Origin of the sequence: Microbacterium sp. SS28, assembly GCF_022761035.1 — a bacterium.
Lineage (GTDB): Bacteria > Actinomycetota > Actinomycetes > Actinomycetales > Microbacteriaceae > Microbacterium.
The window spans coordinates 258628-284141 of record NZ_JAKWJP010000004.1; the positions used below are offsets into that span (position 1 = coordinate 258628).

The 25514-nt window shown below is 70.6% G+C and carries 24 protein-coding genes; 7 read left to right on the forward strand and 17 right to left on the reverse strand.

Annotated elements, in window-relative coordinates; genetic code table 11:
- Positions 1 to 100: 100 nt before the first annotated feature.
- The 13 genes from MJ607_RS12815 to MJ607_RS12875 all read right to left on the reverse strand — a co-directional run bounded on the left by MJ607_RS12815 (position 101) and on the right by MJ607_RS12875 (position 14995).
- Positions 101 to 2713, reverse strand: a complete 2613-nt coding sequence (locus MJ607_RS12815; RefSeq protein WP_243075982.1) for a penicillin acylase family protein — start codon at positions 2711 to 2713, stop codon at positions 101 to 103.
- A 129-nt stretch (positions 2714 to 2842) separates the two neighbouring features.
- Complete coding sequence (locus MJ607_RS12820) at positions 2843 to 4660, reverse strand: YhgE/Pip domain-containing protein (RefSeq protein ID WP_243075983.1); 1818 nt, start codon at positions 4658 to 4660, stop codon at positions 2843 to 2845.
- The gene (locus tag MJ607_RS12825; RefSeq protein WP_243075984.1) at positions 4657 to 5352 is read right to left on the reverse strand and encodes a hypothetical protein; all 696 of its coding nucleotides are present in this window, start codon (positions 5350 to 5352) and stop codon (positions 4657 to 4659) included. The genes MJ607_RS12820 and MJ607_RS12825 overlap by 4 nt, the downstream gene beginning before the upstream one ends.
- The gene (locus tag MJ607_RS12830) at positions 5352 to 5978 is read right to left on the reverse strand and encodes a TetR/AcrR family transcriptional regulator (protein ID WP_243075985.1); all 627 of its coding nucleotides are present in this window, start codon (positions 5976 to 5978) and stop codon (positions 5352 to 5354) included. The genes MJ607_RS12825 and MJ607_RS12830 overlap by 1 nt, the downstream gene beginning before the upstream one ends.
- Positions 5979 to 6025: 47 nt before the next feature.
- The gene (gene argG / locus MJ607_RS12835; protein WP_243075986.1) at positions 6026 to 7468 is read right to left on the reverse strand and encodes an argininosuccinate synthase; all 1443 of its coding nucleotides are present in this window, start codon (positions 7466 to 7468) and stop codon (positions 6026 to 6028) included.
- A gap of 85 nt (positions 7469 to 7553) precedes the next feature.
- Positions 7554 to 8288, reverse strand: a complete 735-nt coding sequence (locus MJ607_RS12840) for a Pr6Pr family membrane protein (protein ID WP_243075987.1) — start codon at positions 8286 to 8288, stop codon at positions 7554 to 7556.
- A 202-nt stretch (positions 8289 to 8490) separates the two neighbouring features.
- Positions 8491 to 9237, reverse strand: a complete 747-nt coding sequence (locus MJ607_RS12845) for a Pr6Pr family membrane protein (protein WP_243075988.1) — start codon at positions 9235 to 9237, stop codon at positions 8491 to 8493.
- 58 nt (positions 9238 to 9295) lie between these two features.
- Complete coding sequence (locus MJ607_RS12850) at positions 9296 to 10051, reverse strand: ABC transporter ATP-binding protein (RefSeq protein ID WP_243075989.1); 756 nt, start codon at positions 10049 to 10051, stop codon at positions 9296 to 9298.
- Positions 10048 to 10854 (reverse strand): ABC transporter ATP-binding protein, encoded by an 807-nt coding sequence (locus MJ607_RS12855; RefSeq protein WP_243075990.1) that lies wholly within the window; start codon positions 10852 to 10854, stop codon positions 10048 to 10050. The genes MJ607_RS12850 and MJ607_RS12855 overlap by 4 nt, the downstream gene beginning before the upstream one ends.
- Complete coding sequence (locus MJ607_RS12860; RefSeq protein WP_243075991.1) at positions 10851 to 11735, reverse strand: ABC transporter permease; 885 nt, start codon at positions 11733 to 11735, stop codon at positions 10851 to 10853. Before MJ607_RS12860 ends, MJ607_RS12855 begins: the two co-directional genes overlap by 4 nt.
- Entirely contained in the window at positions 11732 to 12694 is a 963-nt protein-coding gene (locus tag MJ607_RS12865) for an ABC transporter permease (RefSeq protein WP_243075992.1), read from the reverse strand. Before MJ607_RS12865 ends, MJ607_RS12860 begins: the two co-directional genes overlap by 4 nt.
- Before the next feature lie 58 nt (positions 12695 to 12752).
- The gene (locus tag MJ607_RS12870; protein WP_243075993.1) at positions 12753 to 14252 is read right to left on the reverse strand and encodes an ABC transporter substrate-binding protein; all 1500 of its coding nucleotides are present in this window, start codon (positions 14250 to 14252) and stop codon (positions 12753 to 12755) included.
- Between the two features lie 38 nt (positions 14253 to 14290).
- Positions 14291 to 14995, reverse strand: coding sequence for a DUF1684 domain-containing protein (locus MJ607_RS12875; RefSeq protein WP_243075994.1), 705 nt, complete (start codon positions 14993 to 14995; stop codon positions 14291 to 14293).
- A gap of 166 nt (positions 14996 to 15161) precedes the next feature.
- Here MJ607_RS12875 and MJ607_RS12880 point away from each other — a divergent pair, with 166 nt between their 5' ends.
- The 6 genes from MJ607_RS12880 (at position 15162) to MJ607_RS12905 (ending at position 21868) form a co-directional block, all read left to right on the forward strand.
- Entirely contained in the window at positions 15162 to 16448 is a 1287-nt protein-coding gene (locus MJ607_RS12880) for an adenylosuccinate synthase (RefSeq protein ID WP_243075995.1), read from the forward strand.
- Between the two features lie 2 nt (positions 16449 to 16450).
- Positions 16451 to 17629: a beta-propeller fold lactonase family protein gene (locus tag MJ607_RS12885; protein WP_243075996.1), complete on the forward strand. Its 1179-nt coding sequence runs from the start codon at positions 16451 to 16453 to the stop codon at positions 17627 to 17629.
- A gap of 151 nt (positions 17630 to 17780) precedes the next feature.
- Positions 17781 to 18245, forward strand: a complete 465-nt coding sequence (locus MJ607_RS12890; RefSeq protein ID WP_243075997.1) for a DUF6325 family protein — start codon at positions 17781 to 17783, stop codon at positions 18243 to 18245.
- Positions 18242 to 18604, forward strand: coding sequence for an SHOCT domain-containing protein (locus MJ607_RS12895; RefSeq protein ID WP_243075998.1), 363 nt, complete (start codon positions 18242 to 18244; stop codon positions 18602 to 18604). The genes MJ607_RS12890 and MJ607_RS12895 overlap by 4 nt, the downstream gene beginning before the upstream one ends.
- Positions 18605 to 18719: 115 nt before the next feature.
- On the forward strand, positions 18720 to 19106 hold the full coding sequence (locus MJ607_RS12900) for an SHOCT domain-containing protein (protein ID WP_243075999.1): 387 nt from the start codon (positions 18720 to 18722) through the stop codon (positions 19104 to 19106).
- 221 nt (positions 19107 to 19327) lie between these two features.
- The gene (locus MJ607_RS12905) at positions 19328 to 21868 is read left to right on the forward strand and encodes a LuxR C-terminal-related transcriptional regulator (RefSeq protein ID WP_243076000.1); all 2541 of its coding nucleotides are present in this window, start codon (positions 19328 to 19330) and stop codon (positions 21866 to 21868) included.
- A 23-nt stretch (positions 21869 to 21891) separates the two neighbouring features.
- Here the strand turns inward: MJ607_RS12905 and MJ607_RS12910 are convergent, their stop codons facing one another.
- A complete protein-coding gene (locus MJ607_RS12910) occupies positions 21892 to 23094 on the reverse strand; it encodes an AI-2E family transporter (protein ID WP_243076001.1) in 1203 nt (400 codons plus the stop codon).
- Positions 23095 to 23151: 57 nt separating this feature from the next.
- On the opposite strand from MJ607_RS12910, the gene MJ607_RS12915 reads away from it, so the two are divergent.
- Positions 23152 to 23457 (forward strand): chorismate mutase, encoded by a 306-nt coding sequence (locus MJ607_RS12915; RefSeq protein WP_243076002.1) that lies wholly within the window; start codon positions 23152 to 23154, stop codon positions 23455 to 23457.
- Between the two features lie 58 nt (positions 23458 to 23515).
- Here MJ607_RS12915 and MJ607_RS12920 read toward each other — a convergent pair whose 3' ends face one another.
- The 3 genes from MJ607_RS12920 to MJ607_RS12930 are packed head-to-tail and all read right to left on the reverse strand — an operon-like array spanning position 23516 to position 25511.
- Complete coding sequence (locus tag MJ607_RS12920) at positions 23516 to 24202, reverse strand: hypothetical protein (protein ID WP_243076003.1); 687 nt, start codon at positions 24200 to 24202, stop codon at positions 23516 to 23518.
- Positions 24199 to 25116, reverse strand: a complete 918-nt coding sequence (locus tag MJ607_RS12925) for an ABC transporter ATP-binding protein (RefSeq protein ID WP_243076004.1) — start codon at positions 25114 to 25116, stop codon at positions 24199 to 24201. Before MJ607_RS12925 ends, MJ607_RS12920 begins: the two co-directional genes overlap by 4 nt.
- The gene (locus MJ607_RS12930; RefSeq protein ID WP_243076005.1) at positions 25113 to 25511 is read right to left on the reverse strand and encodes a GntR family transcriptional regulator; all 399 of its coding nucleotides are present in this window, start codon (positions 25509 to 25511) and stop codon (positions 25113 to 25115) included. Before MJ607_RS12930 ends, MJ607_RS12925 begins: the two co-directional genes overlap by 4 nt.
- Positions 25512 to 25514: the final 3 nt, after the last annotated feature.

Sequence of the window (25514 nt, forward strand, 5' to 3'; positions counted from 1 at the left end):
CCTCGGGCCTTCCACACCGCGTTGAGGCCGCACGAACGGCGGATCGCCGGCCGCTCGCGCCGCCGTTCGTGCGGTCTGGGCCGGTTCTCGGAGAGCGGGCTCAGGATGCCGGGACGAGCGTCAGGGTATCCGTCGCTGCGGCGGCCACGGCGTCGGGCGAGAACGCCCACGGCGTCAGCTGGGCCTGCTGCCACGCCGACGTCTGGTCGGTGTAGTCGGCGTGGAAGGCGTGCCCGCTCGCTCCCGTCAGATGGTTCCACCCGGACGCGTCGAAGTCGGCGAGGTCGACGACCATGCGCATCGAGGGCACCGTGACCGTCTCGAAGCCCTCGCCGAGGGTCCATCCCGTCGCGTCGACGACGGATCCGCCGCCGCCCACGGCGTACGGCCCGCGGTTGAAGAGCCACTCGATCGGCTTCACGCCGGACTCGCCGAACGTGCCGTTCGTGAGTGTCAGGGCGTGCAGGTCGCCCCAGTTCCAGCGGTCCGGGCGGTCGCCCTGCAGCTTCGCGAGCCGCTTGTAGGCGCCTTCAGCGGTGCGCTCGAGCATCTCCTGCTGCCCCGAGACGTCCAGCCCCGTGTTGTCCCACCACGGCGAGTCGGGGTTCTCGAGGAGGCCGCCGACGACGAGGAAGAGCCGGCCCTGGCCCGCGAGCGGCGCCGCCGCCTCGCGCCCCCGCACGAAGAGGTTCTGCACGAGCTCGTCCCACAGCACGTTCGCGTACGCGGCGGCCGCCGAGTCGCCCGCGTTCTGCGCGTCCCACGTACGCAGCAGGTCGATCGCGGCATCCACGTCGGCCTCGCCGGTCTCGAAGCCGTCGTACGCGGCGGCGAGCCGGATGCCCATCCAGAACTGCTGGTCGGACTGGATGTCGCGCATGTCGTCGGCGGTCAGCTTGTGCTTCGCTGCCTTGCGCTCGATGAGCTCGCCGATGCGGGCGGCGCGCCAGCCGTAGTCCCAGTCGTTCGTGAGGAAGTACGGGTACTCGGGTCCGACTATCGCGTTGTTCGCCGTGACGATGTACCCCTCGTCGGGGTTGAAGGCGACCGGGAGCTCGGCGAACGGGATGTAGCCCGTCCAGTCGTAGGTCGAGTCCCAGCCCGGCTGCGGCAGTGAGCCGTCGCCCGCCCCGCGGATCGGCAGGCGTCCCGGCGTCTGGTAGCCGATGTTGCCCGACGTGTCGGCGTAGATGAGGTTCTGGGCGGGCACGTCGAAGAGCGCGGCAGCGGCGCGGAAGCCCGTGAAGTCCTGCGCGAGGCCCATATCGAAGATGGCGGATGCCGCCGTCCCGGGCTGCAGCGCCGTCCACTGCAGGCTCACGGCGTACTCGCCGGCCGGCGGGTCGGCGGGAGTCACGACGATCCCGCCGGTCCCCGTGTACGGATCGGCGGCCATCGCGGTGAAGTCCGGCGTGAGGCCCGAGAGAATCGGCCCGTGCACCGTCGAGCGGATCTCGAGCTCGACGGGGTCGCCGCCCGCGACCGCGATCGTCTCGGTGCGCACGTCGAGGGGCTGGAGGACGCCGTCGCGCCAGTACTCGTCGCCCTCGACCTTCTCGATGTAGAGGTCGGTGACGTCGGTCGTGAGGTTCGTGAACCCCCACGCGATGTGAGCGTTGTGGCCGATCACGACGCCCGGCAGTCCCGAGAAGCCGAACCCGGCGACGTCGAAGGGGCACGCCTCGCTGACTGTCGCGCAGCGCAGCCCGATCTGGTGCCACACGCTCGGCATGTCGGCGCCGAGGTGGGGGTCGTTCGCGAGGAGCGGCATCCCGGACTCCGTGAGAGCACCCGAGACGACCCACGAGTTGGAGCCGATGCCCTCTCCGACGTCTCCGACGAGCGCCGACACTGCTTCGACGACGCCCTCGACCTCCTGCCACTGCACCGACGCCGTCACGGCTCGGGGAGCGGCATCCGTGTGCTCGATCATGCCGACGGGCGCGATCGCACCGTCCACCGGCGTGATCTTCGGCACGATGACGGGATTGAGGTCGAACGGATATGAGGGGTACAGCTCGGCGATCTGCTCGGGCGTGAAGTCGGGCGCCATGAGCGCGCGTTCGGTCTCGGTCTCGATGTTGCCGCGGAGGTCCCAGGCCATCGCCTTGAGCCATGCGACGGAGTCGGCGGGTGTCCACGGCTCGATCTCGTAGTCGGGGTTCTGCAGTCCCAGCACGGCGTACTCGAGCGAGACCGCTGAGCCGTCGTGGTCGGCGAGGTAGGCGTTGACGCCCTCCGCGTACGCGTCGTAGTAGCCGCGCACGGTCTCGTCGAGAGCCTCGACCTCCTGCTCGGCCACGTCGTGCCAGCCGAGCGTCCGCAGGAACTTGTCCGTCGCGAGCTGGGACTCGCCGAACAGCTCCGAGACGCGACCCGCCGTCACGTGACGGCGGAAGTCCATCTCCCAGAAGCGGTCCTGCGCGTGCACGAAGCCCTGCGCATAGAAGAGGTCGTGCGTCGTCTCGGCGGTGATGACCGGGATGCCGAGCGCATCGCGCTGCACCGTGACCTCGTTCTCGAGACCCGCGAGGGCGACCTCTCCCGACAGCTGCGGGAACGACCGCTGGATCGTCCAGGCGACGGCGCCGACCGCCACGAGCGCGATGACGACGATGCCCGCGAGGATCGCGTACGCGATCAGCCCCATCGTGCGCGCGCGGGAGCGCTTTCGCGGCGAGACGGGGACGGGCCCCGTGGCGGTCTTCGACATTGAAGTGTCCTTCGGCGTGACGCATGCCGAGACGGCGTCTCACGCGACGCGACCCGGGGTTCCACGCTCTCGGGTCGCGCAGGCACCGTGGGAAATCGTATCCCGCCGCTCGCGCAACGGTGAACCTCGTCAGCCGATGAGGCTCGGCTGCAGGTCGCGGAGCGTGCGGAAGTGCGTCATCCGGGTGACCCCGAGCGCTGCGATCGCAAGCGCCGCCAGCATCCATCCGACCAGCACGAGCACGTCCATGCCCGCCCGCTCGAACGCGCCGCCGTACATCAGCTGGCGCATGGCGTCGACGACGTAGCCCATCGGCAGGACATGGTGCAGCGAGCTCAGGGGCTCCGGCAGCGTCTGCCACGGGAACGTCCCGCCCGCCGTCACGAGCTGCACGACCATCAGGACGAGCCCCAGGAACTGCCCGACCGAGCCGAGCCACACGTTGAGCGCGAGGATCACCGCCGCGTACGTGAACGAGGCGAGCACCATGACCCCGAGAGTGCCGAGCGGGTTGGCGAACGAGAAGCCGAGCGCGACGGCGAGCACGCCGAACAGCGCGATCATCTGGATGCCGCCGAGAAGGGCCGGCGTGAGCCATCCCGCCGCCGTGACCCGGATCGGCGAGTGCAGTGCCGTCACGGCGCGCCGCGAGACCGGCTTGACGATGAGGAACAGCGCGTAGATGCCGATCCACCCCGCGAGGGCGGCGAAGAACGGCGCGAGGCCCGCTCCGTAGTCCCCCGCGGCCGTGAGCTCGTCGGACGCGACCGCGACGGGGTCGGCGATCGTCTGCGCCTGTCGCTCGCGCTGATCCGCCGTCGAATCCGGGATGCCGTCGACCCCCGTCTGCAGCCCGTCACGCAGCTGCGCCGTGCCGTCGGCGAGGGTGCCGAGGCCGTCGGCGAGCGTCGCGACGCCGCCGCTCAGCTGCGCGGAGCCGTTCGCGGCGGAGTCGGCGCCGGACGCGACCTGCCCGGCGCCCGCGGCGACCTGCGCCGCGCCCGAGGCGAGCGCGTCGACGCGTCCGACCGCCGACTGGACGGTGTCGTTGCCCTGCCGGAGGTCGGCCGCGAGCGGATCGAGCTGGGCGAGCACGGCGTCGATGTCGGTCTGGTCGAGACCCTGGTCGGCGAGGGCCGCCGCGATGTCGGCGCGTGCCCGCGGCAGCGCGTCGGTCGCGCTCTGGACCGCCGTGCCGGCACGGTCGGCGTAGCCCGCGATCGTCTGCGTGCCCGCTGCGACCTGCTGCGCTCCGGACGCGACGTCGTGGGCGCCGGCGGCAAGCGTCGCCGTGCCGTCGGCGAGCCGTCCCGCGCCGCTCTGCAGCTGCGCGGCGCCGTCGACGGCCTGCACCGCGCCGTCCGCGAGCTGGGACGCCCCGTCGACGGCGGTGCCGAGCTGCACGCGCACGTCGGCGAGGCCGTCGAGCAGCCGGCCCGCGGCCTGCTCGCCGACGAGCCGCGCGACCGAGGCGCGGATCTTCTCCACCGCCTGCGCGCCGATCGTGGAGGCGAGATAGTTGTTCGCGTCGCTCGTCTCGAGGCGGATCGTGGCTTGCCGTGGGTCGTCACCGGCGGCCGAGGCCAGGGCGTCCGAGAAGTCCGCTGGGATGACGACGGCGAAGTCGACGGTCCCGGCCTCGAGCGCGTCCTGTGCCGCGGCGGTCGACATCGGCCGCCAGTCGAAGGCGGCACCGTCGAGCAGTTCGTCCGCGATCTGCTTGCCGTAGTCGGCGGCCGGCTCGTCACCGGATGCCGCGACTCCCGTGTCGGCTTCGACGAGCGCGACCGGGATCCGGTCGAAGCTCGCGTAGGGATCCTGATTGGCCCACAGGTAGAGCCCGCCGTACAGGACGGGCACGAGCACGAGGGCGACGAGCGCGATGACCGACATGCGCGTGGAGGTCAGGCGGCGCAGTTCGGCCGCGATCATGGCGGGGATCTTCACGACCGGCCCCCACGCGCCGCGAGGGCGCCGGTCGCCCGCACGCGACTGCGGCTCGCGCCGGAGCGGGTCGCGCGGGCGCGCTGGGCAGGCGCCTTCGAGTGCGGCTGGGCCGCGAGGACGATCGCCGAAGCGTGCCCCGCGACGACGAGCACGGCGTACCCGCGCGCCGCGAACTCCTGCGCGAGCTGCCACCACTCGCGCGGGTCGCCCCCGTGGCGATCGGGCGAGACGAGGACGAGACCCTCGACGCCCTCGCGCAGGACGGCGAGCTCGAGGAGCAGCCGCACCCGCCGGGCAGGGTCCACATCGGCGATCGGGATGCGCGCGAGGTCGCGCGCGTCGAGCTGCTCGAGCCACCGCAGCGCGGAGCGCGGGTCGGAGCGCCGGCCCGAGAACATGAGCTCCTCCGCGACGATGCCCGCGACGGCGACGTCCGGCGCGGGATCCGAGACGTCCGGCGCGTCCACGAGCGCGACGCGGCGGCGGATTGCCGCGGCATCCACTTCGCCGTCGATCAGCACCGTGCCGGTATCCGGGCGCATGCGCCCCGCGGCGATGAGCCCGAGGATCGTCGGGCGCTGCTCTGTCTCGGCGATCGCGAGCCGGGCGCTGCCGGATGCGAAGGCGAGGCTCGTCTCGGGCAGCGCGATGCCCTTGCGTCCCTTCGAGACGCCCGTTGCTTCGACGCGCATCAGGCCTCCTCGAGCAGCGAGGGATGCGTGGCGAACAGCGCGGCCGACTCGGTCCACGACAGTCCCGCGATACTCAGCACGGCGCGGACGGCGAGCGACCGCGCCTCGGTCGAGGTCGCGTCCATGCGCGTGATGACGGCGCGCGCGGTCTCTTCGATGAGCCGCGCGAGCGTCGGTGCGACGACATCGGTGCGCAGCGAGCCGTCCGCCTGTCCCGTCGCCACGATCGCGGCGACCCGGCGGCGCACGGGCGCGAGGGCGTCGGCGGTCTCCTGCACGTGGACTTCGTCGAGGGCGATGGATGCCGCGACCTGCACGTGCGCGGCCTCGCGCCACAGCAGCGATGCGAGCCGTGCGAGCGCGACGCGGGGATCCGGGTCGTCGATGCGCAGGGCGATGTCGTTGAAGCGCTGTGCGCCGACCGCGATGACCTCGCGGACGAGGGCGTCGCGGTCGTCGAAGTGCCCGTACAGCGCCCGCCGCGAGAGTCCCGCCGAGCGGGCGATCGCGTCGACCGAGGCGTGCGGGTCGCGCGCGATGAGCTCGGTCGCCGAAGCGAGGATGTCGGCGCGATTCTCTCGCGCGTCCCGTCGCGGGCGTCGCTCGGCTGGGGTCGGTGTGCTCACCTACCCCAGGGTACTAACTTGCACACTACTGTGCAAGTTAACGAAACTCAGTCGGTGCCGAAGTCGAACGCCGAACCTTCGTTCGCGGCATCCGTCGCGCTCGTCAGCGCCTCTTCCGCCGCGCCGACCGGCAGCGCGGGCTCGACGATCTCGTCCGCCTCGCCGGCCGTGACACGGCCGACGAGAGCGCCCGTCGCGCCGCCGATGAGCCCCAGGCCCGCGTACTGCTCGAGCCGCGCGCGCGAGTCGGCGATGTCGAGGTTGCGCATCGTGAGCTGGCCGATGCGGTCGGTCGGTCCGAAGGCGGCGTCGCCGACGCGCTCCATCGAGAGCTTGTCGGGCGAGTAGGACATGCCGGCGGCCTGCGTGTCGAGGATCGTCCAGTCGTCGCCGCGGCGCAGGCGCAGCGTGACCGAGCCCGTGATCGTCGAGCCGACCCACTTCTGGATGGACTCGCGCAGCATGAGCGACTGCGGCTCGAGCCAGCGGCCCTCGTACATGAGGCGGCCGAGGCGGCGGCCCTGCTCGTGGTACGTCGCGAGCGTGTCCTCGTTGAGGATGCTGTTGACGAGGCGCTCGTAGGCGATGAACAGCAGCGCCATGCCGGGGGCCTCGTAGATGCCGCGCGACTTCGCCTCGATGATGCGGTTCTCGATCTGGTCGCTCATGCCCAGGCCGTGGCGGCCGCCGATGCGGTTGGCCTCGAAGACGAGCTCGACGGGGTCGGTGAACTCCTGGCCGTTGAGCGCGACGGGACGGCCGCGGTCGAACGAGACGGTGACGTCCTCCGTCGCGATCTCGACGGCGGGGTCCCAGTACCGGACGCCCATGATGGGCTCGACGGTCTCGAGCGAGACGTCGAGGTGCTCGAGGGTCTTCGCCTCGTGCGTCGCGCCCCAGATGTTGGCGTCGGTCGAGTAGGCCTTCTCGACCGAGTCACGGTAGGGGAAGCCGTGCTCGACGAGCCACTCGCTCATCTCCTTGCGCCCGCCGAGCTCCGTCACGAAGTCGGCGTCGAGCCACGGCTTGTAGATGCGGAGGGCGGGGTTGGCGAGCAGGCCGTAGCGGTAGAACCGCTCGATGTCGTTGCCCTTGTAGGTCGAGCCGTCGCCCCAGATGTCGACGCCGTCCTCCTTCATGGCGCGCACGAGGAGCGTGCCGGTCACGGCGCGGCCGAGCGGCGTCGTGTTGAAGTAGGTCTTGCCGCCCGAGCGGATGTGGAACGCGCCGCACGCGAGGGCGACGAAGCCCTCCTCGACGAGCGCCGTCTTGCAGTCCACGATCCGTGCGACCTCGGCGCCGTACTCGAGCGCGCGGCCGGGGATCGCATCGATGTCGTCCTCGTCGGGCTGGCCGAGGTCACCCGTGTAGGTGCAGGGGACGGCGCCCTTGTCGCGCATCCACGCGACGGCGACTGACGTGTCCAGGCCCCCCGAGAAGGCGATGCCGACGCGCTCGCCGACGGGCAGGGACTGAAGGACTTTCGACATGCCCTCAAGTCTACTGAGCGGCATCCGGACGAAATTCAGGGGCGGGAGGCCGCGCTGCGCGTCATCCCGCCCCTGAAACGGTCCGTCAGACCGGCAGCGCGCCCGGTGCGTGCACGGCGCTCCGTCGCGCCGCTCGCCGCTCGCGGTAGCGCCCGGTCGCGACGATCATCGCGCCGATCGCGAGGAACCCGGCGAAGATCGCGCCGATGTAGGCGAAGACCGAGCCGTAGCCGCCCGCACCGTGCGGGTCGAGGAACGGGTACGGGTACCACCACGGCGTGCTCCCGTCGGGGTTCGCGACGATCTCGCCGCGCACCATCGTGTACGTGATCCAGACGAGCGGGTAGCCGACGATGACGCCGAGCGACCACCAGGGCAGTCCGCGCCGTCGCGGTGCCAGCAGCAGGTCGAGTACGAAGTAGATCGGCATGACGACGTGCAGGACGTCGACCGCGTACGTGTCCAGCAGGTGGATCCCGGCGGAGTCGCCCAGCGCGACAGTGCTCGGCATGCCCCGCAGGAGAAGGTTGTAGACGAGTCCGAGCAGGATGACGGGGGCTGCCACCGCCGCCATTCCCAGGGCGATCGCCAGCGGTTCCCGAGCGCTTCCCGGGTGCCGCTCCGACCATGACGCTGCCGTCACGAGGATCGCGACGCTCAGGAGCGACGAGACGATCGTGAACAGGCTGAAGTAGTTCGCCAGAACGTCCCCAAGCTGCTGTCCTTCACGGGCGGCGCGATCGACGTTGACGATGAATCCCGCGACGACCCCGGACAGTGCCGTGAGCGCCGCTGCGATTCTGATCCAGATCCAATGCATTTCGAGACGACCCTTCGTTGTGGCTTCGGGTTGTCTCCCCCGCGATCAGGATCCTCGCCAGGGTGCCTCAGGCGGTGAAACTCCGTGTCACGGCGCGCTCCTCCGCGGGGCGCGATGAAGCGTTCTTGTACTCAGCCGACAAACTGTCCCCCGAAGGGTGGACACGTGTGGGGACGTGCCTTTTCCCCTGGTGAGAGGCCTTTCAGTCGGTGGTCTCGGCCGAAGTCGAGACCACCGGAATCGGTGCGCGGAGCTCGGCGCCCCGCCGCCGGCCGACCCACACGACGAGGGTCGCAGCGAGGCCGATCGCGACGGCGATGCCCACGACGTAGACCGCGACCCCCGCATATCCGTCGTCGAAGTTCGCGGGGTTGAGGAACGGGTACGGGTACCACGAGCCGTCGCCCGTCACGGGGCTCGTCGTGAGCGGCCCGCGCACGAGCGTGTAGATGACCCACGCGATCGGGAAGACGAGCACTTCGGCGATGGCCCGCCACGGCAGGGCCCGGCGGCCCGGCCCCAGGAAGAGGTCGGCGAGCAGGAACAGCGGGCCCACGACGTGCAGGACCTCGTTCGACCACGGCACCGTCGTGCCCTGCGGGAGCGTGATGCCGCGCAGCAGCAGGTTGTAGACGATCCCCGTCACGATCATGTAGGTCGTCGCGCAGGCGAGCACCGTCGCGAGGGCGCGCGGCTCGGGGGATTCGGTCGACCGCCCCTTCGACCAGAACCACACGGCCGCCCAGGCGAGGACGACGACCGAGATGACGTTCGAGAGGATCGTGAAGAAGCTGAAGAAGTTGACGGTCGTCGTGACGACGTCGCGTCCCCCGTCGATCGCGCCGCCGATCGTCGTCTGGGCCTGCGCGACGATCGCCGCGAGGATCAGGAGTGCGGCGACGGCACGTGCCGCTGTCCAGATCGAGGCCCAGGCGGGCGTGCGCGTCATGGCCTCACCCTAGCGGCGGGCGGACGGGGCGATCCGTGCGCCGCCCGGCGGGGCGAGCTCAGCGCGGAAGCCGCGGGACCGAGCCCACGAGGGTGCGGGCGTACTCCGTCGCGGGCGCCGTGAGAAGCGTCCGGGTGGGCGCCGACTCCACGACGCGACCGGATCGCAGGACGACAGTGCTGTCGCACACCGCGGCCACCGCGCCGAGGTCGTGCGACACCATGACGAGCGCGAGGCCCTGCTCGCGGCGCAGGCTCGCGAGCAGGTCGATGACCTGCACGCGCGTCGTGACGTCGAGCGCGCTCACGGGCTCGTCGGCCAGCAGCAGCCGCGGGCGCGAGACGATCGCCCGCGCGATCGCGATGCGCTGGCGCTGACCGCCCGAGAACTCGTGCGGGTAGCGGGTCAGGGTGCCGGCATCCAGATTGACGGATGCCAGTGCCTCGGCGACGCGCGTCCTGACCTCGTCGCCCTTCGCGAGCTTGAGCGATCGCAACGGCTCCGCCACGATCCGATCGACGCGCTGCCGCGGGTCGAGCGACGAGTACGGGTCCTGGAAGACGGGCTGTACGGATGCGCGGAAACGGCGCACGAGCGCTCGATCGCGCAGGTTCAGGGGGGCGCCGTCGAAGCGCACATCTCCGGAGTTCGGTGCGGCGAGCCCCAGCAGCAGCCGCAGGATCGTCGACTTGCCCGCCCCCGACTCGCCCACGAGGCCCAGGCTCTCGCCTTCGTCGATGGTCAGCGAGACGTCTTCGAGCACGGTCTGCGAGCCGTACGCGAAGCCCGCCTTCGTGAGTTCGAGGATGCTCATCGCGTCCCTCCCGCCCGCGGATCGGCGTCGAGGGCCGCATCGAGCGCCCGCGCGCTGTCGACGAGCGTTCGCGTGTACGGATGCCGCGGCTCGCGCACGATCTGCATCACGGGCCCCTCTTCCACGACGACGCCGTCCTGCATCACGATGATCCGCTCGACCATGCGCGCGACGACCGCGAGGTCGTGGCTGATGAACAGGAGGCCCATGTCGCGCTCGGCCACGAGGCGCTCGAGGAGGCTCAGCACGCCGTCCTGCACTGTGACGTCGAGGGCGGTCGTCGGCTCGTCGGCGATGAGCAGCCGCGGGCGCGCGGCCAGGGCGATCGCGATCGCGACGCGCTGGCGCTGCCCCCCGGACAGCTCGTACGGGAACGCGCGCGCGATTCGCTCGTCGGGCAGAGCGACGTCGGCGAGGGCCGCTGCGACGCCCGCTCGGAGGGCAGAGCCGCGCAGACCGCGGTGGCGTGTGAGCGGCTCTGCGATCTGGCGGCCGACGCGCATGAGGGGGTCGAGCGCCGTGAGCGGCTCCTGGAACACGATCTGCGCGACGGGACCTCGCAGGGGGCGCAGCGCGGCGTCGGGGCGGCCGACGATCTCGTGGCCGTCGAGCCGGATCGATCCGGAGGCCGACAGGGCGTCCGGCAGCAGGCCGAGTGCCGCGAGCGAGGTCACGGACTTGCCCGACCCCGATTCGCCGATGACGCCGAGGCGCTCGCCGGGTGCGAGCGTGAACGACACGTCGCGTACGAGCGCCCGCGCGCCGGCGTGCACCGACAGTCCTGACACTTCGAGCAGGCTCATCGCGCCCTCCTCCTCGTCGGGTCGGTGAACTCGCGCAGCCCGTCCGTCAGGAAGTTGACGCCGAGCACGAGGACGACGATCGCGATGCCGGGGGCCAGCGCTCCCACGGGCGCGCTGAGCACCGTGCCCTGCGCTTCCTGCAGCATCCGTCCCCACGACGCATTGGGCGGCGGCGCGCCGAGGCCGAGATACGACAGGCTCGCCTCGGCGAGCACCGCGACGCCGAACTGCAGCGCGAGGGCGACCGCGAGCGTCGGGGCGATGTTCGGGAGGATGTGGTGCAGCACGATGCCGGGCAGTCGCGTGCCGCTCGTGCGGGCGGCCGTGACGAACTGCTCCTGCAGCACGCGACGCGACAGGATGCGCGCGAGGCGGGCGATCACGGCGGCCATCGCGAGCCCGATCGCGAAGATCGCGGAGCCGAGCGACGCACCCTGCACGGCGACGATGAGCATCGCGAGCAGCAGGACGGGGAAGGCGATGACGACGTCGAGCGTCGCGGAGAGCGTGTCGTCGACCCACGGCCGCGCGAGCGCCGCCGTGAGTCCGACGAGGGTTCCGAGCGTCCCCGCGAGCAGGACCGCCCCCGCGCCCACCGTGAGCGCGATGCGCGCGCCCGCCATGAGCTGCGAGAGCAGATCGCGGCCGAGGCGGTCGGTGCCGAGCAGATGCGCACCGCTCGGCGCCTCGAGCCGCCCGCCCTGGATGTCGGAGAGCGGATACGGCAGCCACACGAGCGAGACGAGCGCCGTGACGACGACGAGTCCCGTCAGGACGATTCCGATGACGAGCGTCGCGTGCCCGCGACGACGGACAGTGGATGTCGCGACGTGCACCTGCTGCTCGGCCGCCGTCTCGACGCGGCCCTCCGGCGCGCTCATCGGTTGCCCGAGATGCTCGTGCGCAGGCGCGGATCGAGGATGCGCTGGGCGATGTCGGCCGCGAAGCCCACGATCAGCACGAACAGCGTGCTCACGACGAGGACTCCCTGGATGTTGGCGTAGTCGTGCTGCTCGATGCCCGTCAGCAGCATGCTCCCGAGGCCGGGCAGCGTGAAGACGCTCTCGACGACGACGGCGCCGAGCAGCGTCGTGGACAGCTCGATGCCGAGCACGGCGACGACCGGCACGGCGCCGTTGCGCACGCCGTGGCGCAGGAGCGACTCCGTGAGACCCGCGCCGCCCGCCCGCGCCGTGCGGAGGTAGTCGCTGCCCAGGACGTCGAGGGTCGCCGAGCGCACGTAGCGGCTGATCGACGCGCTCATGACGAACGCGATGGTGAGGATCGGCAGCGCGAGCGAGCGCAGCGCGTCGGCGGGATCCTCCCAGTCGTCGCGCGGGAACCCGCCCGAGGGCAGCATCCCGAGCTGCAGCGCGAAGATCCACACGACGATGACGCCGACCCAGAAGACGGGGACGGCGACGCCGAGCTGCGAGAAGCCCGAGAGCAGGATGCCGTACCAGCGGTCCGCCCGGACGGCCGCCGTGATCCCGATGACGAGCGCGAGCACGAGGGCCACGACGAACGAGATGAGCGCGAGGGGCAGCGTCACGCCGAGGCGCGACCCGACCTCGGGGCCGACGGGACGCGACGAGATGTAGGAAGAGCCGAGGTCGCCGCTCAGCAGCTGCGCGGCCCACGCCGCGAACTGCTGCGGCAGGGGCTGGTCGGACCCGACCTGCGCGCGCGCCGCCGCGATCTGCTCGGGGGTCGCGTCGATCGACAGGAGCGCGTTCGCGGGGTCGCCGGGGAGGAGCCGGAGGAGCACGAAGATCACGATCATCGCGACCACGAGCGAGATCACGAGGAAGGCCGTGCGGCGGAGCAGATACGGAAGCATGTTTCACGGGAAACGGCGGATGCCGGGACGCCTGGGCGTCCCGGCATCCGCCGTTGGATCAGGACTTGACGATGTCGTAGGCGAAGAACTGCGAGTTCAGGCCGTTGACACCGTAACCGCTGATGTCGCTCGAAGCCACGACGATCTGCGGGTAGAGGTAGAGCCAGACGCTTGCGGCATCCTCGGCGATCTGCTGGTTGACCTGCTTCAGCAGCTCGGTCTGCTCGTCGGTCGTGGCGGCCTGCTCGGCGTCGGCGACCCACTGCGTGACCTGGGCGTTGTCGTAGCCCCAGTAGAAGTCGGGGTTGCCGTACCAGACGACGTCGCGGTCGTTGACGTGCTCCTGCAGCGTCGCCTCGAAGTCGCGCTCCTGGAAGACCTTCGTGTACCACTCGTCGGCGCTGATCGTGTTGATCTCGACCGTGATGCCGACCTCGGCGAGCTGCGACTGGAGGAACTCGGCGACGGCCGGGTGCGGGTCGTAGCTCGGAGTGTCGAGCGTGAACGTGAAGCCGTCGGCGTAGCCGGCCTCGGCGAGCTCTTCGCGCGCGAGGTCGGGGTCGTACGGGTTGACGTCCGTGAGGTCGATGTACCACGGGTCGGTCGGCGGCACCATCGAGCCGATGAGTGTGCCGTAGTCGCCCCAGATCGAGGTGAGCAGCTTCTCGGTGTCGATCGCCGAGTAGACGGCCTTGCGCACGAGCGCATTGTCGAAGGGCGCGACGCGGTCGTTGAACGCGAGGAGCTCCTTCGTGGTCGAGGTGCCCTCGCTCACGACGAAGTCGTCGTTGCCGTCGAACTGCGCGAGCGCGTCGGGGCTCTGGACGCTCGTGATGACGTCGATCTCGCCCGTGAGGAGCGCGTTGTTCTCGGCCGTCGCGTCGGTGAAGTACGTGAAGACGACCTCGCCGTTGCTCGCAGCTTCGCCCCAGTAGTCGTCCCAGCGCTCGAGGGTCAGGGTGCTGCCCTGCTTCCACTCGTCGAGCGTGTACGGCCCCGTGCCGTCCTCGGTCTGGGTCAGGTCGCCCGCCTCCGAGTTGACGATCCAGATGTAGCTGAGGTTGTACAGGAACGAGATGGACCGCTGCGAGAGCGTGAAGACGACGGTCTTGTCGTCGGGCGTCGCGATGTCGGCGATGTACTTGAACGACGACTTGCGGGCCGACTTCGAGTCCTCGGCCGTCACGGCCTCGACGCTCGCCTTGACGTCGGCCGACGTGAGGTCCTTGCCGGAGTGGAACGTGACGCCGTCGCGCAGCGTGATCGTGTACGTCAGGCCGTCCTCGCTCACGGCGGCGTCCTCGGCGAGGAGCGGCTCGACCGCGCCGTCGTCGGTGAGCTTGTAGAGGCCCTCGTAGACGTTGCCGTTGAACGCCTCGGTGACGCCCTGGCCGCCGCCCTGCGTGTTGCTGAGGTTCTGCGGCTCGTAGAGCGAGCCGACGTAGATCGTCGCGTCCTCGGCGCTCGCCGCGGTGCTGCCGCCGTCTGCGGCCGGCGCGCAGCCGGCCAGGATCAGGGCGGCGGTGAACGCGGACGCGACGGTGAGGGATCTCTTCATGGGGTGATGCTCCAGATTGCTGTGGATGTGACGACGGGTCACGCCGCGTAGATGTCGAAGCCGTCGCGGAAGACGACGGACTTCTCCCCGGCTCGGATCGGCAGGGGGAACCGGTTCGAGGCGGGAGGCAGGGGGCAGTTGTACTGGGCCGAGAAGCCGCACGGCGGCACGAACGCGCGGTTGAAGTCGAGGACGACCTCGCCCGGCTCGCCGACGCCCGCTTCGCGGTGCACGTGCAGGAAGCGGCCGGCGCCGTAGGTCTCGGACCCGTTCGTCTCGTCGCCGAAGACGAGCAGCAGCGTGCCGCCGTCGTCGAACGCGGCGATCGTGTGCTCGCGGCCGTCGACCGTCACGATGATGTCGCCCGGCACGACGAGGTCGCGCGTGCCGCCGTTGTCTCGGATGTGCTCGAACGGCACGGTGCGATCCTCGGCGACCGGGACGAACCGGCCGGTCAGCACCCACTCCTCGTCGAAGTCGTACGAGTCGATGTGGTCGAACGAGCGGATGGCGGGGGATGCGGCATCCCACACCCGGAGACCGTGCTGCGTGCCGCCCGTCTCGATGTCGGCGCGCTGGATCGGAGTGACCTGGGAGGTCGGCCCTGCCGACGCGCGGACAGCCTCGAGATCGGCGGGCTCGCCGGTCCAGCGGGTCTCGACGAGGGCGAGGTTTCCCGTCGGCGCCGTGACGGCGCTGCGGCGATCGGCCAGCCAGCGGGCGTGGTCAAGGGAGGAAGGCATGGTGCGCCCATTCTTTGGAATAGGAAGTGGATGTCGGAATCGACCGTCACGAAAGGCAATGCAGAGCCCTCGCTCGGTATTCCCGAACGACGGGTCACGCCGGAGGGGTCGCGCAGACGCGCCTGGATAGGATGGGGTGTAACCGTCCGATAACGGGGGAGCTTCCATGCCAGGCATCGTGATCATCGGCGTTCAGTGGGGCGATGAGGGCAAGGGCAAGGCCACCGACCTGCTCGGCGAGCGCACTGACTGGGTCGTCAAGTTCAACGGCGGCAACAATGCGGGTCACACCGTCGTCATCGGCGACGAGAAGTACGCGCTGCACCTGCTGCCCTCGGGCATCCTCTCGCCCGGCGTGCACCCCGTCATCGGCAACGGCGTCGTCGTCGACCTCGAGGTGCTCTTCTACGAGCTCGAGGCCCTGCACTCGCGCGGGCTCGACACGTCCCGGCTGCGCATCAGCGCGAACGCCCACATCATCACGCAGTACCACCGCGTGCTCGACCGCGTGACGGAGCGCTTCCTCGGCAAGCGCCAGATCGGCACGACGGGCCGCGGCATCGGCCCCGCGTACGCCGACAAGATCAACCGCGTCGGCATCCGCGTGCAGGACCTCTTCGACGAGAACATCCTGCGCCAGAAGGTCGAGGGTGCCCTCGACCAGAAGAACCACCTGCTGCTCAAGGTCTACAACCGCCGCGCCATCACGGCCGACGCCGTCGTCGAGGATCTGCTCTCCTACGTCGATCGACTGCGCCCCATGGTCGCCGACACGGGACTGCTGCTCAACCAGGCCCTCGACGCGGGCGATGTCGTGGTCTTCGAGGGTGGCCAGGCGACGATGCTCGACGTCGACCACGGCACCTATCCGTTCGTGACGTCGTCGTCGGCGACGGCGGGCGGCGCCGCGACCGGCTCGGGTGTCGGGCCCAACCGCCTCGACCGCATCGTGGGCATCACGAAGGCGTACACGACGCGCGTCGGCTCGGGCCCGTTCCCGACCGAGCTCTTCGACGAGCAGGGCGAATGGCTGCGCTCGCGCGGCTTCGAGTTCGGCACGACGACGGGCCGCGCCCGCCGCGTCGGCTGGTACGACGCGCCCATCACGCGCTACGCGACGCGGATCAACGGCATCACCGACATCGTGCTGACCAAGCTCGACATCCTCACGGGCCTCGACGAGATCCCGGTCTGCGTCGCCTACGACGTCGACGGCGAGCGGGTCGACGAGGTGCCCGTCAGCCAGTCGGACTTCCACCACGCGACGCCGATCCTCGAGTACTTCCCGGGCTGGCAGGAGGACATCTCGACGGCGCGCACGTTCGACGACCTCCCGAAGGCGGCGCAGGACTACGTCCTGGCCCTCGAGGCGATGAGCGGAACGCGTATCTCGGTCATCGGCGTCGGCCCCGCGCGCGACGCCGTGATCGTGCGCCACGACCTCGTCGACTGACCGTGCGCTTCTGGCTCGGCGGGTACACCGCCGACATGGACGGCGCGGCGACCGGCATCGGCGTGCTCCTCGCGGGCGCCGCCGACGACGCGCTCGCGGGCGGATCCCTCGGCTTCGCGGGCGATGCCGCGACCACCGGCGGGTCGCCGTCGTGGCTCACGCGGCATCCGTCCCTCGACGTCGTCTACGCGGCACTCGAAGGGGCGGGCACCGTCCAGGCCTTCCGCCGCACGGGCCAGGAGTCGTTCACGCGACTCGGAGCGCCCGTCGCGGCCGGTGAGTCCGTCTGCCACATCGCCGTCGCGCCCGACGGCGCATCGCTCGTCGCGAGCTGCTGGAGCGACGGCCGCGTCGTGCGCATGGCGGTGGATGCCGCGGGCGTGCCCTCCGCGCCGGTCGTCGCCGCCGCGGCGGTCGACCCCTACGACTCCGCCGCCTCCCTCGCCTCCCCCACGCGCGCGGGCGATATCGACCTCGCCGCCGCCGCGCGCGCCCTGCGCGAGGCCGCGGGCGCGGAGTACGCCCACCTCGTTCCCGACCACGACGAGCCTGCCGCCCAGGAGGGAAACGCGACGTCGCGCCCGTCCCACGCGCATCAGGCGGTCTTCCTGCCGGGCGGCCTGATCGCCACGACCGACATGGGCCTCGACCTCGTCCGGTTCTGGCGGGTCCGCGGCACGGGTCTCGCTCCCGTGCAGGAGATCGTCCTCCCCCGCGGCTCGGGCCCGCGCCACACCGTCTGGCACCCGAGCGGGCACCTCTACGTCGTGACGGAGCTCTCGCACGAGGTGTTCGTCCTGGCACCCGACCCCGCGAACCCGTCGAACTGGCGCCTCGTCGGCGGCACGCACCTGGGCGCCGGCATCCTCCCCGACGACACGGCGGCCGAGCTCGCGCCGTCCCGCGACGGCGACTTCCTCTATGCGGGCGTCCGCGGGAGCGACACGATCGCGACGCTCCGCGTGCGCGGCACGGGCGCGCAGCTCGACCCCGTCGCGCTCGTCGAGGCGGGCGTGCACTGGCCGCGGCACCACGTCGTCGCGCGCGACACGCTGCTCATCGCGGGTCAGCTCGCCGACGAGGTCGTCTCGCTCGGGATCGATCTGCGGACGGGCGTCCCGGGGCGTGTGCGGCACCGGACGGCGGCGCCGTCGCCCACGTGCATCGTCCCCGCGCGCTGACCCGGATTCCTCCCCCGCGACGGGTGATCTCGTCGCGCGCGGACCTTTCCGGTGCACCCCCTCGCGACTAGCTTGAGATCGATGCCGGGGGCCCTCCCGTCGAGCACGGCGGAGGCCCCGGCCTCCACCCGTGACTTCAGAAGGGAAGACAATGGTTGATTTCCGTTTCGGACCCGTCGAGCTGTTCCTGCTCGGCCTCGAGGACGAGCGTCCCGATCCCGCGGTGATCGCGGAACTCGCGGCCCTCGTCCAGGATGACGTCCTGCGCGTGCTCGACTTCGTGGTCATCTCCAAGTCCGAGTCGGGCGAGGTCGAGGTCACCGAGATCTCGGACGACTCCGACGACTACGCCGCCCTCGACCTCGTGCTGTCGGGCATCACCGGCGAGGAAGACATCGCGGAGCTCGCCGAGCTCGTTCCCCCGGGCGGCTCCGCCGCCATCGTCGCGCTCGAGCTCGTCTACGCGCGCAAGCTCGCCGCGAGCCTCGCCGCGAGCGGAGGCGTCGTGCTCTCGTCGGAGCGCATCCCGGCCCCCGTCGTCAACGCCCTCGTCGACGTCATCGAAGAGGAAGCCGCTGAAGAGATCGTCGAAGAGATCGAAGGAGAAAACGCATGATGCGCAGAGTGGGCCGTCCCGGCCTCGTCGGCCTGGCCGCACGCACCGCGGTCGTCGCCGGCACCGCGACCGCCGTCAACAACGGCATGAACAACCGCCAGCAGCGCAAGGCGCAGGACCAGTGGGAGCAGGACCAGTACCAGGCCGCGCAGCAGCAGGCCGCGATGAACGCCGCGGCTCAGCAGGCCGTCGCGCAGCAGATGGCGGCAGCCCCCGCTCCCGCCCCGGCGGCTCCCGCCCCGGCGCCCGCGGGCGAGGTCGACATCGTCGCGTCGCTGCAGAAGCTCGCCGCGCTGCGGGATGCCGGCGCCCTGAGCGACGCGGAGTTCGAGGCCGCCAAGGCCCGCCTGCTCGCTTGATCCGCTGACGCGCCCGCCCGGTCATCTGAAAGGGGTGATTCGGGCGGGCCGTCGCGAAATGCACGCGACAGACTGATCACCTAGCCCGACCTTGTCCTTTGTTGGAGGAAATGAAATGTTCGACGGCGGCTTCTGGAACCTCGTCCTCTGGTTCTTCTGGATCTTCGCTTTCGTCGCTTACCTGTTCGTGCTCATCACGATCTTCAGCGACCTGTTCCGCGACCACAAGCTCAGCGGATGGTGGAAGGCCCTGTGGGTCATCTTCCTGATCTTCCTGCCGTTCCTCACGGCGCTGGTCTACCTCATCGCACGTGGTGCAGGCATGCAGGAGCGCGGTCTCGCCGAGGCCAAGCGCCAGCAGGAGGCCACCAACGCCTACATTCAGTCGGTCGCCAAGCCCGCGAGCCCGACCGATGAGATCGCGAAGGCTGCCGAGCTGTTCAAGGCCGGCACCATCACGCAGGCCGAGTACGACGCGCTGAAGGCTCGCGCGCTCGCCTGATCCGGGCCACAGAAACAGCACTCCGCGCATAGCGCGGGGTGCTGTTTCGTTTGTGCGGCGTTTTCGCCCGGAGGCGCGGCACGTGCCGAGGCAGTAACACGGCCGTTGTACAATCACGGGGCGACTCCGCAGACCGCCCGTTCCGGCGGGAGGCAGCTGCGAGACCTCGCCGGCTCCGAGAACTCGCCGTCACGGAGCCGAGCAGCAGAGGAGGAGGCCGTATGACGTTGCCGACGTCTGTGCTGTCCCCCGTGGTGTGGAGCCGGCACCAGCCCCCCGTGCGCCAGCCCGCGACGCTGGCGCGCCCCGAGCTGATCCAGCTCATCGATGACGTCGTCGACCAGCATCCCGTCACCGTCGTCACCGCGCCCAGCGGATTCGGCAAGACGACCGCCGTCGCAGCCTGGGCGGAACGCTCGCCCCGCCTCGTCGCGTGGCTCGCCATCGCCCCGCTCGACGAGGGTTCGGTCGACGAGGGGATCGTCGCGGCCCTCGAGTCGGTGCTGCCGCCGGATCGCATGCACGACGTCGACTCGTACGGCCTCGCGCCCGCGCCCCTCGACCTGCGCCGACGGCTCGAGGCCGTCCTGGCGGGAGTGCTCGAGCCGTTCGTGCTCGTCATCGACGACGTGCAGCGCGCCCACGAGAGTCTCGAAGCGGGACTCCTCGCGGCCCTGCTCGCGCGCACCCCGGCGGCGCTGAGGATCGTCCTGGTCGGCACGACAGCTCTCGAAGCGCGGATCCCCCGCTTCATCCTGAGCAATCCCGACGCCGTCATCGGCGCCGAGGCCCTCGCCTTCGAGGCGCACGAGGTCGTCGATCTCGCCGCCGCCATGACGAGCACGGCGGATGCCGCGGCCGTGCACGCCGACACCGCGGGGTGGCCGATCGCCGTGCGCCTCGCCCTCTTGAGCGGGGCGGCGCGCTCGCGCGGTGCGGACCGCAGCCGCGGACTCATGCGCGACTACGTGCGCGACGTGATCCTCTCGGCGCTCGAGCCCGAGCTCGCCCGCTTCGTCGTCGACGCGACGGTCTGCGGCGAGCTCACGCCGCGGCTCGCGGTCGAGCTCACGGGCCGACCCGACGCGGCGCGCCTGCTCGAGGAGTGCCGCCGCCTCGGCCTCTTCCTCGATCGCCACGACGGCCCTTCCGGCGTCGAATACCGCTGGCACGCGCTCTTCGCGCGGCACTGCCTCGAGCTGCTCGCCGAGGAGGATCCGGCGCGGCTGGAGAGGATGCGCCGGCGCGCGGGAGCGCTCCTATCGGAAGAGCGGCCGCTCGAGGCCGTGGGCCATCTGCTCGAAGTGGGCGACGGAGAGGGCGCGGCACGGGTCATCCTCGACGCGTGGGTGCGGCTCGTCATGGGCTCCGCCGCGGCCGCTCTCGACCGGGCATGCCTGTCGCTTCCGGCTCGTCTCATCGACAGCACCTCGATCCAGCTCGTGCGCGCGTGCGCCCGCGACGTGCTCGGCGAGCACAAGGCGGCGCGCGAGCTCTTCGCGCGGGCCGAAGCAGACGCTGCCGACGACGGGTCATCCCAACGCACTCTCGACCTCGCGCGACTGTTCTTCCTCGACGACAGGTCCCGCCTCGGCGCGACGTTGACGGCGGTGCGCGGGCATCTCGTCGAAGGCGAGGCGTCTGCGAGCGAACGCGCCGCGATCACGTTCCTCGTCGGCTGGACCGAGCTCATCCACCGCGTGCAGCCCGAGCAGGTCGTCGAGACGCTCGAGTCCGCCGTGCGCAAGGCCGAGGCTGTCGGCGACCGCGCGCTCGCGCGTCGCGCGCGGGAATGCCTCGCCTACGCGCTCGCGTGGGCCGGCCGGTTCCGCGAGACGCGCCCCCTGCTCACGGCGCTCGCCGACGAGGACCCCGAGGAGTCGACGCTCGTCGCCTACGTCGGAGGCAGCGGCGGGGTCGCGGCCGGGGTGGTGGCGCTGTGGGCGCACGACCTTCCCCGCGCCGAGCAGGAGTTCCGCCGCGTCATCGCGTTCGGTGGCGGCAGTCGCATGTTCTCGGACTTCGCCCGCATCCTGCTCGCGGCATCCGCGTCGGCGACCGGCGACGCGCGGCTGTGCCGCCGCGCCGCCCTCGAGCTGCAGTTCCTGCCCCGGACCGAGGCGCAGGGCATCGCGTGGCCGCGCTACCGCCAGCTCGCCGTCGCGCTCCTCGAGGAGGGCGTCGGGCATCGCGATCGCGCGCTCGAGCTCGCGCGGGGCCTCACGGACGAGACGTCGATGCCGCTGCTCGCGGCCCTCGTCGCAGGCATCCTGCGCCGTACCGGCGCCTACAGTGACGCGCTCCAGCTCCTGCGCCGGCTGACGCCCTACGCGGGCGTCTCGTACATCCGCGTCTCGACTCTCGTGACGAATGCGCTTGCGCAGTGGAGCGCGGGACGGACGGATACCGCGCACGAGCTGTGCGAAGAGGCGCTCGCGCAGGCCGAGACCGAGGGCATCCGCCTCCCGTTCTCAGAGAACGATCCCGAGCTGCGCGAATTGCTCGGCGCACATGTCGCGTGGGGCACGCGGCACGAGGACTTCGTCCTCTCGTGCCTGCGGCCGGGCGCGTCCGGCACCGCGATGGGTGCCCTGTCCGAGCGCGAGCGCGACGTCTTCGAGCAGCTGCGCACGACGCTCACGACGATCGAGATCGCCGACAAGCTCGGGGTGTCGGTCAACACCGTCAAGACGCATCAGCGCTCGATCTACCGCAAGCTCGGAGTGACGTCGCGGCGCGAGGCGCTGCGCCAGTACACCTGACCCGCCGCTCGGGTCCGCTCGCGTCAGCGCGGCGGTGTCAGCACCTTGGCGTCCTGGCGGGGGACGAAGATCCGCTTGATGATGAGCAGGATCGACGCCGTGACGGGGATCGCGACGAGGGCGCCGAGAAGGCCCATGAGAGTGCCGCCGACCATCGCGCCGATCACCACGAGGGCCCCTGGCACCGAGATCGTCTTGTTCATGACCTTCGGCGTGAGGAAGTATGCCTCGATCTGCATGTAGATGAGATAGATCACGGCGAAGATGACCGCCGCCGTCGGATCGGTGAACAGCGCGATGACGGAGGCGAAGATGAGGTAGACGACCGAGCCGATGAGCGGGATCAGCGTGATGCAGAAGGCGGCGAGGGCCATGAGCCCGGGATACGGCAACTTGAGGAAGAAGTGCAGCAGGAAGGCGATCACCGAGTTGCAGAACGCGAGGATCACCATGCCGGTCAGATACCCGCCGATCGACCCCGTGATCTCCTCGGTCATGCCGCGCACGGTCGGACGGCTGTGCGCGGGGCTCAGCTGCGTGAAGGCCTCCTTCATGGCGGGCAGCCCCGCGAGGAAGTAGAGGCTCAGCACGATCACGATGATGCCGCCCGAGATGGCCGTCGCGATGCCGACGCCGACCTTGAGCACGCCGGCGCCGATCGCGGCGAGGTTGGCGGGATTCGTGAGGAACGACTCGATCTGGTCGAGCATCGTGCCGATCTGCGACCCGAAGGTGCTCTGCATCCACGCGTAGGTGTCGGAGGCCTGGAACGTCGAGATCGTCTTCGGGATGTTCTGGATGAATGTCCCCACCTGCGTGAAAAGCGAGGGCACGACGAGCCACAGGAACAGCCCCAGCGCGATGCCGAAGACGGAGTACACCAGGACGATCGCCCACGTGCGCGACATCCGCTTGCGCGAGAGCCGCTCGACGAGGGGGTTGAGGGCGAGCGCCACGAACAGCGCCAGGACGATGTAGATGACGATCGTCGAGAGGTTGATGAAGGCGACGCCCAGTGCGAGCGCCACGAGCCCACCGATGGTGAGGACGAGCCCCGCAGCGAAGGGATGCCCGATGTTGGTCCACACCTCGCGCCGCGGCGGGTCGGCGATGACCGCCGGGATCAGGTCGTCCACCGGCGGCGAGGTCGTGACCTCCGAGGTGGTCGCGCCGGGCGCGCCCGGTGCGACGGGAACGGCGGGGACGGCGGCGGGCTCGTCGGTCATGGCGCCACTCTAGGGCGTGCGGCCCCGCGATAGGGTCGGAGAACGAGGAGGCCACCCATGACAGGCGAGGACCCGAAGCAGACACTTCAGCGTCTGCGAGGCAGCATCGACAACATCGACGCCGCCCTCGTGTTCATGCTCGCGGAGCGCTTCCGCTGCACGAAGCAGGTCGGCGAGCTCAAGGCCGAGCACGGCATGCCGCCCTCCGACCCGGCGCGCGAGGAGCAGCAGCTCGCGCGCCTCCGTGCGCTCTCCGTCGACGCCGAACTCGATCCCGAGTTCGCCGAGAAGTGGTTCAACTTCGTCGTGGCGGAGGTCATCCGCCACCACACGGCAGCCGCCGAGGGCGCTGACGCCCCCTGATGCGCAGACGACGGATGCCGCACCCGGCGGGGTGCGGCATCCGTCCGTCGATCGCAGATCAGGGCACGGTGCGCCGCAGTGTGAGGTAGGCGATGCCTGCGAGCACCACCGCGGCGACCGCCATCCCCGCGGCCAGTCCCAGCGAGCCGGACGTCGCCAGCCAGACGCCGATCTGCTCCCATGCGTCGAGCCGGCCGATGAGCCAGAGCAGTCCGACGAACAGCAGGCCGATGCCGACGAGGACGCTTGTCAGCACGGTGGCGCCGAAGCGCTTGTAGAGCGTCGCGGCCCAGAAGCCCACGATGAAGAGCAGAACCGCCGTCACGAAGTAGAAGAAGGCGGCGCCGAGGGGGCCGGCCGCCCAGATCCACGGCAGGTAGAAGAACCAGCCGTTCATGCCCCAGCCGTCGGTCGCCTGCTCGATGAGTCCGCCCACCACGAAGACGATCGCGAGGACGGCGGCGGCGATCCCCGCCGTGAGCAGCGTGCCGAGGTAGAACTCGCGCCGCGTGACGCTCATCGCCTGCGAGAAGGGGAAGGTCATCGTGAGCGACTGGATGCCGACGGCGAGCAGATACCAGAGGGGCGCCCAGGCGCCGCCGCCGTATTTCGGGAAGTCGCCGGGGATCATCGCGTAGATCAGGAGCGACAGCAGGAGCGAGCCGCCCAGGACGATGAGAGGCACCCAGACGAAGGTCTGTCGGTTGACGAACTGCATCCGGATGACATTGAGCGTGCGGTTCATCGGAGCGCTCCCTCTTCGGACGTGACGGGTTCGCCGGTCAGGTGCTGCGTCGTGCGGACGATGAGCTGCTGGAGCGACACGGGCCCGACGTCGAGCCCCGCATCGCTCAAGCGGCGGCGTTCGTCCGCCGTGAGCGCGCCGAGCACCGTGACCGACGACACGTGGCCGAGGCTCTCGCGGTGGATGACCTCGCGGCCGGCGACGAAGGCTTCGACGGCGGCCGAGTCACCCACGATGTTCGCGGCGCGGTCGCGGACGGCATCCGTGTCGTCGTCCATGATGATGCGCCCGCGATCGATCACGAGGACCTTCTCGATGAGGTTGGACACCTCGTCGATGAGGTGGCTCGAGAGGATGACCGTGCGGGGGTGGCGCGAGTAGTCCTCGAGCAGCCGGTCGTAGAAGATCTGCCGCGCGACGGCGTCGAGGCCGAGGTAGGGCTCGTCGAAAAATGTGATCTCGGCGCGCGAGGCGAGGCCGATGATGACGCCGACGGCGGAGAGCTGACCGCGCGAGAGCTTCTTGATGCGCTTCTTCTGGGGGAGCTGGAACTCGTCCACCAGACGGTCGGCGAACTCCTGATTCCAATTCGGGAAGAAGAGCCGCGCCGTCGCGAAGGCGTGCTTCGGCAGAGCGTCGTCGGGATACTTCTGGCTCTCGCGGACGAAGCACATGCGCCGCAGCACGCGGGCGTTCTCGTAGGGCTGCTCGCCGAAGACCCTCACGTCGCCCGACGTCGCGAAGTTCTGCGCGGTGAGGATCGACATGGCGGTGGTCTTGCCGGCGCCGTTGCGGCCGAGGAGACCGTAGATGCGGTCCTTCTCGATCGAGAAGCTCACCTCGTCGAGCGCAAGGGTGCCGCGGTAGCGCTTCGTGAGGCGCTTCACCTCGATCACGGTGTCGGGCGTCGTCATCGTGCGTTCCCTTCATTGACGGATGCCTCGCCCGCTGCCGCGATGGCGCGCGTGCGGACGAGATCGGCGAGTTCGTCGGGTCCGAGCCCGAGCTTGCGCCCCTCCGCGAGGAGGGGTCCGACGTAACGGTCGGCGAACGCCGCGCGGCGCTCGGCGAGAAGGCCCTCTCGGGCTCCCGTCGAGACGAACATGCCGATGCCGCGGCGCTTGTAGAGCACACCCTTGTCGACGAGCATCGCGATCCCCTTCGCCGCGGTCGCGGGGTTGATGCGATAGAACGCGGCGAGCTCGTTGGTCGACGGAGCCTGTGCCTCTTCGGCGAGCATGCCTTCGACGATGGAGTCCTCGACGCTCTCTGCGATCTGCAGGAAGAGCGCCCTGCCTTCTTCGATCACATC